At 39.7% G+C, this 11,822-nt stretch carries 7 protein-coding genes; 3 read left to right on the top strand and 4 right to left on the bottom strand.

The window, feature by feature from the left end; translation table 11 throughout:
* Positions 1–11: 11 nt before the first annotated feature.
* The gene (ccoN, locus tag H5119_RS04785; RefSeq protein ID WP_182701398.1) at positions 12–1,445 is read right to left on the bottom strand and encodes a cytochrome-c oxidase, cbb3-type subunit I; all 1,434 of its coding nucleotides are present in this window, start codon (positions 1,443–1,445) and stop codon (positions 12–14) included.
* 342 nt (positions 1,446–1,787) lie between these two features.
* On the opposite strand from ccoN, the gene H5119_RS04790 reads away from it, so the two are divergent.
* The 3 genes from H5119_RS04790 (at position 1,788) to H5119_RS04800 (ending at position 6,971) form a co-directional block, all read left to right on the top strand.
* A complete protein-coding gene (locus tag H5119_RS04790; RefSeq protein WP_182701399.1) occupies positions 1,788–2,213 on the top strand; it encodes a hypothetical protein in 426 nt (141 codons plus the stop codon).
* 561 nt (positions 2,214–2,774) lie between these two features.
* Complete coding sequence (locus H5119_RS04795; protein ID WP_182701400.1) at positions 2,775–5,462, top strand: TonB-dependent receptor; 2,688 nt, start codon at positions 2,775–2,777, stop codon at positions 5,460–5,462.
* Between the two features lie 156 nt (positions 5,463–5,618).
* Positions 5,619–6,971: a hypothetical protein gene (locus H5119_RS04800; RefSeq protein ID WP_077538295.1), complete on the top strand. Its 1,353-nt coding sequence runs from the start codon at positions 5,619–5,621 to the stop codon at positions 6,969–6,971.
* A gap of 48 nt (positions 6,972–7,019) precedes the next feature.
* Here the strand turns inward: H5119_RS04800 and H5119_RS04805 are convergent, their stop codons facing one another.
* The 3 genes from H5119_RS04805 to mfd all read right to left on the bottom strand — a co-directional run bounded on the left by H5119_RS04805 (position 7,020) and on the right by mfd (position 11,758).
* Positions 7,020–7,271, bottom strand: a complete 252-nt coding sequence (locus tag H5119_RS04805) for a DUF3862 domain-containing protein (RefSeq protein ID WP_182701401.1) — start codon at positions 7,269–7,271, stop codon at positions 7,020–7,022.
* 177 nt (positions 7,272–7,448) lie between these two features.
* A complete protein-coding gene (locus tag H5119_RS04810) occupies positions 7,449–8,285 on the bottom strand; it encodes a peptidoglycan binding protein CsiV (RefSeq protein ID WP_182701402.1) in 837 nt (278 codons plus the stop codon).
* On the bottom strand, positions 8,285–11,758 hold the full coding sequence (gene mfd, locus H5119_RS04815; RefSeq protein ID WP_182701403.1) for a transcription-repair coupling factor: 3,474 nt from the start codon (positions 11,756–11,758) through the stop codon (positions 8,285–8,287). The genes H5119_RS04810 and mfd overlap by 1 nt, the downstream gene beginning before the upstream one ends.
* Positions 11,759–11,822 lie beyond the last annotated feature (64 nt).

Below are 11,822 nucleotides of genomic sequence, written 5' to 3' on the forward strand. Positions count from 1 at the left end.
ATCTCACTCCGTTATGCTAATTGTGCTTGCGCGTCTAACTTCAGAGATTCTTTCTCAGCTGAAATTGTACGGAAAACGTTATAAGCCATAACTAACATGCCTGCTACGATGAATACACCGCCAGCAAAACGCATGATATAGAAAGGATGCGACGCTTCTAAAGACTGCACAAAGCTGTACATTAATGTACCGTCAGCATTTACTGCACGCCACATTAGACCTTGCATTACACCAGAGATCCACATTGCAACAATGTATAAAACAACACCGACAGTGTGTAACCAAAAATGAGTATTAACCAATTTAACGCTATACATACGACCTTGTGCGAATAACGCAGGGATCAGATGGTAAATAGCACCAATTGAAATCATCGCAACCCAACCTAGTGCACCTGAGTGTACGTGGCCGATTGTCCAATCTGTGTAGTGAGATAATGCATTTACAGATTTAATTGCCATCATTGGACCTTCAAACGTAGACATACCGTAGAAAGATAATGAAACAACTAAGAAACGTAATACAGGGTCAGTACGTAGTTTATGCCACGCACCAGACAGTGTCATAATACCGTTGATCATACCACCCCAAGACGGTACGAATAAGATAATAGACATAACCATACCTAAACTTTGCGTCCAATCAGGAAGTGCAGTGTAGTGAAGGTGATGAGGACCTGCCCAGATGTATAATGAAATTAACGCCCAAAAGTGAACAACCGATAAACGGTATGAGTAAACTGGACGACCTGCTTGCTTTGGTACAAAGTAATACATCATACCCAAGAAACCAGCCGTTAGTAGGAAACCTACCGCATTATGTCCGTACCACCACTGAACCATCGCATCTACCGCACCTGCATAGATTGAGTACGATTTAGTTAACGATACCGGCACTGCCATGCTGTTTACAATGTGAAGCACAGCAACAGTGATAATAAAGCCAGCGTAGAACCAGTTAGCAACATAGATATGCGACACTTTACGCTTGATTAAAGTACCAAAGAATACAATCGCATAAATAATCCAAACCACAGCGATTAAAATATCGATTGGCCATTCAAGTTCTGCATATTCTTTAGAGCTAGTAATACCTAGTGGTAGCGTTATTACAGCTAATACAATAACGAGCTGCCAGCCCCAAAATGAAATGGCGGCGAGTTTGTCTGAGAAAAGACGCGTTTGACAAGTACGTTGAACGACATAATAAGATGTCGCAAAAAGTGCACTGGTACCAAATGCGAAAATTACTGCGTTCGTGTGTAACGGACGTAGTCGAGAGTAAGTTAACCATGGTGTATCAAAGTTAAGTGCTGGCCAAGCTAATTGGGCAGCAATCAGAACCCCAATACTCATGCCAACGATGCCCCAAATCACTGTCATAATAGCGAATTGGCGTACAACTTTATAGTTATACTCAGTTTGTGATGCTACTGTTTGGCTCATTTTCTGGCTTCCGCTGCAATAAATGCGTTTAGAAATGAATTACCCACCGATAAAAAGTGGGGCCTACTATTACTTCACAAGCATGTTACCTAAAACGTTCAAAGCATGAATGCTTCAGAAAACAAACTCGAGAAACCCTTAATTTTTGCGGGTGAAATGATAAATTTTTTGACCTAAAAAAGATAGTTCAATTACGTAATATTATGACATCAATCAAACTTTGTGAGTTTGTTGTTTATTTTTTGACACAGTTTGTGCCATATTTTGACTAAGCGTAACATTACTACTTGTTATTTATAGACCCGATTATTAAGATTCGCTTTTATTTACAGCGAGATTATTATGCTTGGATACAGATCACCCGTATTTTTAGTACTGACTTTGTTATTAACAGCATGCGATTTTTCTGAAAACAATGAGGTTTTGCTCGAAAGTACAGAGGCATGCGATGCTAATTTACCCTGTACTTTCCCAAGTGGTGTTAAAATATGGCTAAGTGACGCCTCTCCTTCGCCCGAAACCCCCTTTACAATTTTTAGCAAACTGCCTAGCGGGTTACACATTACAAATGCCAAACTAAAAGGTATTACTATGTATATGGGCTATATACCCCAACAATTTAAGCAATACGGCGATAGTTGGCAAAGCGAAACTATGGTGGGTATATGCGCTGAAAAAAACATGCTTTGGAACTTAGAACTTACCTTCGTAAATAAAACCACCTCAGTTGAAAAAACACTCCATTACCCTTTTTATGTAAATTACTAATACCAATCTATGCCCTAGATTGATACGAGCGATTATTGCGTTCGATCACCATACACTTTCCAGTCTTTTTATGAAGTGCGCTTTGCTGTTGGATATTCGAGTTATTCAGTAAACACAACATAGGCCTCTCTAGTAAATATGTAAAGTGAGTTAAACCGTTAAAATTGCTCACAATAACCGCATAAATATAGTTAGTAATTAACATTTAGTTTTGCGCTTTTAATAATGTGCTGTGATCAACTTGTTAATTTGCTTTTGCTAAGCTTATTTCTTGTGTGATTACATATAATTACAAACTACATCATATTGGTTTCACCTGTTTTTTAATTGTATCAAAGTCTGTTTAATTTATTGATTTTTATCTGTATTTTTTAGTTTACAATGAAACAAGTTATAACCTTTGTACCTTGAATGTTTCATTCCTATTATCCACTGTCAAAAATCAACCTGCTATTAAGTTTTCATTCAGTTAACTGGGCCTAAGTTGCCTGCCCAGCTCACCAATCTTATAAAAGTGAGTGTTACCAATATTGGTAAATTTCCAACAAGTAGGGTTCTTTCATGAAAAAATCAACTCTTGGCTTAGCTGTAATTGCAGCAATTCCAATGTTCTCAAGTGTACAAGTTTTAGCTGCTGATGAAGCTGTAAAATCAATCGAAAAAATTCAAGTTACGGGTTCTCGTATTAAGCGTTCAGATATGGAAACTGCTAGCCCAGTAACACTCATTGGCGCAGATGAAATAAGAGCATCTGGTGCAACATCTGTTGATAGCGTACTTCAACAAATGACCGCTACTGGCGGCGCAATGACCAACCCAGGCGTAAATAACGGCTCTGGCGGTAACGCATCTATCAACTTACGTGGTTTAGGTTCGCAGCGTACATTAGTACTTGTGAACGGACGTCGTATGATCAACTCAGGAACTGGTGCAGCGTCTACTGTTGATTTAAATACAATTCCAGTTTCTATGATCAAGCAAATTGAAGTACTTAAAGATGGCGCTTCAGCTGTATACGGTACAGATGCCGTTGCTGGTGTTGTAAATATTATTCTAAAAAATGATTTTGAAGGCCTTGATTTAAACGTCAATTCTGCAATGACATCAAAGCATGATGCGACTGAGAACTCTATTGACTTCACAGTAGGTACTTCATTCGATAAAGGTAATATTGTTTTTGGTGCGCAGTACACAAATCGTGGCGAAGCAAGCCAAGCTAACAGAGGTTTTTCAGATTGCCCAATTGAAGAGGGGAGTAACGGTTTTTATTGTGGAGGTTCTTCATTTAGTGAAGGCGGCCATATTCAAAACAGTTTAACTGCTGGTATTTTAAATAAAAAAGGTGAAATTGAACAAACCGGTATAGCTGACGATAGTGGTTTAAGCGGTTTAGGCGGGTTACACCGTTATTCAGCTGAAAATGATTCATACAACTATGCTCGCAGTAGTTACTTGTATACGCCGATGAACCGATTAAATATTACAGGACTTGGTACTTATGAGTTATCTGACGACACAAGTTTTTTTAGTGAGTTTACCTATACAAAACGCTGGTCAGAGCAACAGTTAGCACCACAACCAATTAATTTTAAGTTTGCTTATGATCCAAGCACTATGGGCAACAGCCTTTTAGGTCAAACTTTTGATAAACGTCAAGTTGCTAATAATGCATTTGTAAAAGATGCAAAGGGTGATTACGTAACAACTGCAACAAATTATGCAGCTGGCGATCCAATCAGCTACCGTCGTCGTATGAGCGAAAGTGGTACACGTAACTACACTCAAACAGTGGATACAGTGCGTATCGTTGTAGGTGCAGAAGGTGTTATTAACGATTACTCGTGGGATCTTTCTGCTAACTTTGGTCGAAATGACTCTGTAAGTAAAACAAGTAACCTGCATAACGTTTCAGCTTTGAAAGCGGATGTTGAGGCAGGTAACTTTAACCCTTTAAATGAAGCTGACTGGGTTCAATCAAACGTAAGTCAATACATTTATAAAGAACAAGAATCTGGTGGAAGCCAGTTGTTTATCGTTTCAGGTTCTCTTTCTGGTGAAATGTTTGAACTACCAGCAGGTTATGCTGCGTTTGCTGCCGGTATTGAGCATCGCCAAGAAAAAGCGTGGGAGGATCCTGATTCAATTGCTGCTCAAGGTTTAGGAAACGACCCTCGCGTAGATCCAACAAGTGGTGGTTTTAATGTAGACGAAGCGTATGTTGAATTTGCAATACCATTGCTAGCAAATGCACCATTCGCTGACAGTGTTGAGTTAAGCGCTGCAATCCGTGCCTTTGATTACAGTACATTTGGTTCAGATAATACGTGGAAATTGGGCTTAACTTGGCGCGCTACCGATGAGTTAATGATGCGTGCAGTACGTTCAACAGCTTTCCGTGCTCCAACAGTTGATGAGTTATACTCAGGTAAAGCCATTTCTTATGATGGTGTAACTTTCCCAGGTGCAGACGATCAAGCTGAAGTAACTGTGGGTGGCAATGCTGCTTTAACACCTGAAGAAGCCGATACGTTAACATTTGGTGTTGTTTATGAGCCACAATGGCTTGACGGTTTTTCAATGACGTTAGATTACTACGATATTGAAATTGAAAATGCTATCAGTACTTACACAAGTCAATTTGTTGTCGATCAGTGTATTAACCCTAATGGTACTGGGACTACATTGTGTGAAAACACTGGTGCGTTGATACGTACTGATGGCCGTATCGTGTTCAACAACCAGTTGCGTAACATAGGCTCAGAAAAAACATCAGGCATAGATTTAAACTTAAAGTATTCATTTGATGCGTTAGGTTTAGCGTGGAAAACAGGCCTTGATACAACTTATTTAGATGAATATGTTGTTGATACTGGCGCGGTAATTGACTATCAAGGTTATATTACAAACGGTAAAGGTGGCTATGCTGATCTTAAGTCTAACCTTCACGTAACTGTCAGTGGTGACACGTGGGATGCAACTTACGAAGCACGCTATGTTGCTGGCATGGACAGCTTTACTTGTCGACTTGATCAAAGTAAATGTATTGCACCGACTACACCATCAGTTGTGTATCATGATATTAGTGGTTCTTACATGATTAACGATGTAGTTACTGTGTCTGCTGGTATCAACAATATGTTTGATAAGCAACCTCCTTACTACACTGGTAATTACTCTGCAAATACTGACCCATATACATATGATGTACTTGGCCGTCGTTTATTTGCTGGTGTAAACATTAAGCTTTAACTAGCAGATTAATCTTATTGAGGCTCAGTATTTACTGGGCCTTTTTTATTGAACAAAGCTGAGTAGGCAAGTACACTTAAGTTTCTAAAATATAGCGCAATTTCTCCAGCGTTAGAGTAGTCCCCAAAATTAACCAAATCGGCTAAGGAGAACTGATTGTTAAAACAAGACGAAAACTTATCTTTTGTCATTGAACCAGAGCTAAATCCTCGCGCTGAGCAGCGTATTGATCTGTACTTTTCGATCCCGAATGAAATGGGGATCAACCCGCAGACGCTTTCTGAAGAATCTTATTTTAATAACCACTTTAAATCGCATTTAGCCTATAACGCCAATAATATACATTTGCCGTTAGTACGAAGCCGTTTTGTGAGTAAAAACAAAGGCGAGCAGCAAGATTATCGGCAAAACCTTAATTTATTTTGCTACCAAGTGCGTTTAGCACTCGATGCTGATATAAAAGATGCCTTAAAAATTGACGAAGCAGAAGACTTTTACAAACGTGCTAACGAAGTGTATGAACAAAGTGAGGGGCTTTTAAAAAAGCTGCGTCGGTATACGCCAGATGATGAAAAGTTACTGCCATTTTTTACCAATGCAGATAACTATTTAAGTTGGCATGTTGAGCAATCTTTTTTAAAGCTTCTAGATGAAGGCCCACGTAGCAGCGATTATGCAAAAGAACGTAATGATTTACTGCAGTTTTGTAAAAATGAAAATACGTACCGCGCTGAAAAAAACTACAACTCAGAAACAACCATGCAAGATGCTAATCGAATAACGAATAAGATGCGCTTGTTACAACGCTTAATTGAGCATGGCGTTATATTACAGCGACAAACTCGTTTTCTGAATAGCTACCTAAAACGTTTGGTCAAAGGCACTGTCACGGCGGTTATAATGGCTTTTGTGATGGTGGTGATATTAAATGCACGTTCTAGTTTTACCGAAGTAACCGCAACACTTATTTTGATTCTAGGGGTCATTTATGGATTACGGGAAATATTTAAAGAAGATATTACACGGGTGATTTGGCGGGCAATCGTGCAAGGGCGTCCCAAATGGCGATTTAGTTTTAAAAACAGTATTACTAAAGATAAGGTGGCGAGCCAGTTTATCTGGCTTGAATATACGCGCTTTAAAAAAATTCCTAAAGAAGTAAAAGCTATTTTTTCAAAACGTCGTCAGCAAAATAAACAAGCCGCGCAGTGGTTGCATTTTGCAAGTGAAACGCGTGTTAGCGCAAAAGAATTTTTACCAGGTTACGATACACTACAACAAACATTACATTTTAACCTTGCACCGTTTGCCCGTTATTTAAAACGGGGTGAGGGTAAGCTCTATCATTTAGACAGTAATAAAATATCTAAACAGGCGGTAGAAAGGCGTTACCAATTGAACATGGTGCTGATATTAACTGAAGAAGATAAAAAGCTCTACCAACGGTATAAAATAACGCTAAATCGCAGTAAAATAGTGAATATAGAACTTATCTATTCTACAAAATAAAAAGGAGGGCAGATGTAAATCTGTCCTCCTTTTTCTATAAGCATTCACTTATTTAGTTAAACCGTGCTTGCTGTATAAAGTTACTTTATCGGATACTAACGTGATTTCTATATTTTTAGTTTCGTCGCCCCAAACACAGTTAGTATGGAGTGTTTTTTCTACGCAGTTATCAGCACTGCCTAATAGTGTTTCAACGTCGGCTTTATCCATGCCTATTTTAATTTTCTCGTAGTTTTCTTGACTTACTTTTGAACACGCTGCAAGACTAAGTAAGGCTACGATAATTAGAAGTTTTTTCATTTTTATTTCCTAAAGATGAATAATACCAATTTTATTAAAAACATGATCATTCTAGCGTATCTAGCTACGTTAAAAATTATTTATATAGAACAACTATGTATCATAATTTTAGCCATGTTATTGAGCTATTTTCTTATCCCTATAATAGATCACTAATTTAATGCAATTGGTATAAGGTTAATGGTTAAACTTTCTTATTTGCACTATTACTCCCATACGAGGATGATCAAGATAGTGCACTTCGCCACTGATCACACGTCTAAATTGTGAAAAGCGGGCTGATTCTATATCACCATTTGCTAGTTTTTGGCTGATATCAAAATCGGCTGTTATAAAGAGATAATGACGTAAATGAATTTTAAATAAACCATCGAGTTCCCATTCAACGTTTGGCTTATCTGGAGCGTTAAACAGTGCAGGTTGAGCGTTTAACAAACTAATAAAATCAGGGTTAGCATAGCTAGGTATCGTATTTATATCATTTTTAAAGTGCTGACCTGCAATTAAATGCATGCTCGGCGAGCGTGATTTACTTGCTCCTTCAAAGCGCCAGCCTGTATGCAGTAAAGGTGTTAGCCCTTTACGAGATAGCTGTGCATATTGAGCTTTAAATTGCAATTGCTCAGATGATAAGAGGTAAGTTTGCTCCATTGTTTCTTGTGTTTCAACAAGGGGAGTTACAGGGAGTTCATCGTAACTTTGTAAATAATCAATACTCTCATCACATACACTTGACTGTGGATTAACGTCAACTAATGAATCGGTAAATGAACGTGTTTGAAAGCGCTCATCGCCATCTATGCACGCTTGTTTTGCTTGCTCTGTATAAAGCGGAGTCAATAGGTCTAGGGTGTTTTTATCTGCAATAGCTTTATGTTTAAGGCTAAAGTCTTCTTGCAAGTAGGGGGCGGGGCGCTGTTTAAATATGAGCACTTCAACCTCAAACCAACGCTCTGCAAATGCAGTGCTACTAAATAAGCAGCATAAAATAACCAGCGATTTTTTTAGCAACATTAATGGCTAACCTTTTTTTCGAAATCTGCAATCATTGCAGTGACCATTTTTAAGCGTTCGCGGGCATTTGCCTCACTAATTGCAAAGCGCAGTTTATTTGCGCCATCCATTTTGTACACCTTAGGTGCACTTTGTATCAAACCAATGATGAAGCTAGGGTTAACCTTAGTATCTTGGCTGAATTCAAAGTAACCGCCTTTAGGGTTAGCTTCAATTTTTGTTATCCCTAAATTGCTGGCCTGCATTTTAAGCTGTTGTAAGCTAAATAAGTTTTTAGCAGCATCGGGTAATAAACCAAAACGGTCTATTAGCTCTACCTGTAACTCATCCATATCGTCAAGGTTAGCACAACTAGCAACGCGCTTGTACATACCTAATCGTGCATTAACATCGTGTATGTAGTCGTCAGGTAATAATGCAGCTAGTTTCAAATCTACTTCAGTTTGTTTTTTTAGTAGATTTTCAAGTGTTGGTTCTTTACCTTCGCGTAGCGCATTTACTGCTTGTTCAAGCATTTCCATATACAAACTAAAGCCGATGGTTTGCATTTGACCTGATTGATCATCGCCAAGCAACTCACCCGCGCCACGAATTTCTAAATCATGTGTCGCCAGGGCAAAACCTGCACCTAAATCCTCTAACGATTCGATTGCTTGTAAGCGTTTACTCGCATCTTTAGAAAGCGCTTTAGGGTCACCTGTTAGTAAGTAGGCATACGCTTGATGGTGGCTTCGACCAACTCGCCCACGTAATTGATGTAGCTGCGCTAAGCCGAGTTTATCTGCTCTGTCCATAATAATGGTGTTGGCTGTCGGTACATCGATACCCGTTTCGATAATCGTTGTACACACCAGTACGTTGTATTTTTGATGATAAAAGTCAGTCATTATTTGCTCAAGCTCTTGCTCGCGCATTTGACCATGGGCTGAGGTTACACTCGCTTCCGGCACCCATTCACTAATTTCTTGTGCAACACGGTCAATCGTTTCTACGTTGTTATGTAAAAAGTAAACTTGGCCACCGCGTTTAATTTCACGCAGTACCGCTTCGCGTATTAGTTCTACATCGCGTTGGCGTACGAAGGTTTTTACTGCTAAGCGTTTAGCCGGTGGCGTTGCGATAATTGATAAGTCGCGCATGCCGCTCATGGCCATGTTGAGTGTACGCGGTATTGGCGTTGCAGTTAGTGTAAGTATGTCTACATCGGCGCGCAGTGCTTTAATTTTCTCTTTTTGACGCACCCCAAAGCGATGTTCTTCGTCAACAATAAGTAAGCCTAAATCGTGAAATTTAATGTCTTGCTGAATAAGTTTATGTGTGCCAATAACTATATCGAGCTTACCGTTGGCCATTTTCTCAAGCGTGTCTTTTTGCTCTTTAGTGGAGTTAAAGCGCGAAAGCACACCAACTTCAATAGGAAAATCAGCAAAGCGGTCTTTAAAGTTTTCATAGTGCTGCTGAGCCAGTAAGGTGGTAGGCACTAAAATTGCCACTTGTTTATCATCGTTAACCGCTACAAAAGCAGCGCGCATGGCCACTTCTGTTTTACCAAAGCCTACATCACCACACACTAAACGATCCATCGCTTGTTTTGATTGCATATCACCTAATACGGCTTCTATGGCGTTGCGCTGATCGTCAGTTTCTTCAAACGGGAAGCTATCGCTAAATTGACGATATGCAGGGGCATCTAGGGTAAATTTATTACCAGGCTTTGCTTGGCGCTGAGCATAAATATCAAGTAATTCGGCGGCGACATCGCGTACTTTTTCAGCCGCACGTTTTTTTGCTTTTTCCCATGCATCTGAGCCAAGCTTATGCAGCGGGGCACTGGCTTCTTCACCGCCAGAGTAACGACTAAGCATATGCAATGCAGACACCGGCACGTACAATTTAGCTTCACTTGCGTAAGTAATCGTAACAAACTCAGTAATTACACCTGCGGCATCAATTGTTTGTAAACCTTGGTAACGCCCAACACCGTGATCGAGATGCACAACAGGTTGGCCTTCCTTAAGCTCAGCTAAGTTACGGATTAGCGCATCTTGGCTGGCTTCGTATTTATGTTTGCGGCGTCTGCGCTGAGATACTTTAATACCCAGCAGTTCTTGCTCGGTAATAATTGATAGGCTTGGTTTAGTGCCAAGTACCACACTTTGCTCAAGCGGGCTTACTATTAAACCTACATCACTTGCACTTTTTATAAATTGTTCGAGTGTTTCGAATTCTTTAAATTTTAAACCGCTTGGTTTTAGAATGCTCAGTAATGATTCACGACGACCGTCCGATTCAACACTGAGTAATATGCGGCCTTTTTTCTTTTTTTGCTCTGCTACATAATTTATGAACGCGCCATAAGGTTCATGCTGTTTATGATCAATTCGAATGGCAGGCAGCTCGCTAACACTTAAGTTTTTATTCCCTGCTTTAGTGCCAAGCTTTGCAAGCGATAAGCGAATACGTGCAAAATTGCCTAAATTAGAAAACAACTCTTCAATAGGCTGATAAAGCGCATTAGGCTCTAGTAATGGACGAAGTGGGTCAACTCTTCGGTTCTCATAGCGTACATTTACATCGTGCCAAAAGGTGTCTGCCGCATGCTCTAAATCACCTAGTTGCATAACAGTTGTCGTATCTGGCAAGTAGTCAAAAATAGTCGCTAGCTTTTCAAAAAACAACGGCATGTAGTATTCAATACCCGCAGGCCAGTTACCTTTGCTTACTTGCATGTATACAGAGTCTTGCTGCGAGCTTGCACCAAATTTTTCGCGATAGCTTATTCTAAAACGTTCAATATCAGCGTCGTTAGTAGGAAATTCATGCGCTGGAAGTAGCTCAATTTTATCTACTTTTTCATCAGAACGCTGCGTTTCTACATCAAATAAGCGAATTGTGTCGAGTTCGTCATCAAAAAAATCGAGTCTAAATGGGTGCGGGCTACCCATAGGGTACAAATCAACAATAGATCCACGTATAGCGTATTCGCCGTGCTCCATTACTTGTTGAACATTTAAATAACCAGCTTGCTCTAAGTTGTCACGAAAGTTATGTGTGTCTAGCTTGTCGCCGACTTTAAAATTTATTGTTGAGCCGTAAATAAACGAGGCGGGTGCAGTGCGCAACATTAAAGTAGATACGGGCACAATTAACACACTTTGTTGTTCTTTTTTTAAGGTGTTTAAAGTGGCTAAACGGGCTGAAATAATATCTTGATGGGGAGAGAAATGATCGTATGGCAGAGTTTCCCAATCAGGAAATACCATTACCGGATTATCGGGTAATAAATACTCTAACTCTGTTTCAAGGCGCAGTGCGCTTGGTGTATCAGGCGTAACAATCAAAACTAAGTTGTCTTGTTGTTTAACGCCTTCAGCAATGGCAATACTTAAACCACTTCCGCTTAGCTGGCCCCATTGAATTTTATCTTTATGAGATTTTACCCAAGGCAAGGCTGCCCATTGCTCAAACGCCATTTATTACTCCATTTATAGTTGGCTCTTAGCAAGTAAGAGCCATTATATTTGTTACCCAGAGTTC

Origin of the sequence: Pseudoalteromonas sp. SG45-5 (assembly GCF_014164085.1) — a bacterium.
Classification (GTDB): Bacteria; Pseudomonadota; Gammaproteobacteria; order Enterobacterales; family Alteromonadaceae; genus Pseudoalteromonas; species Pseudoalteromonas aliena.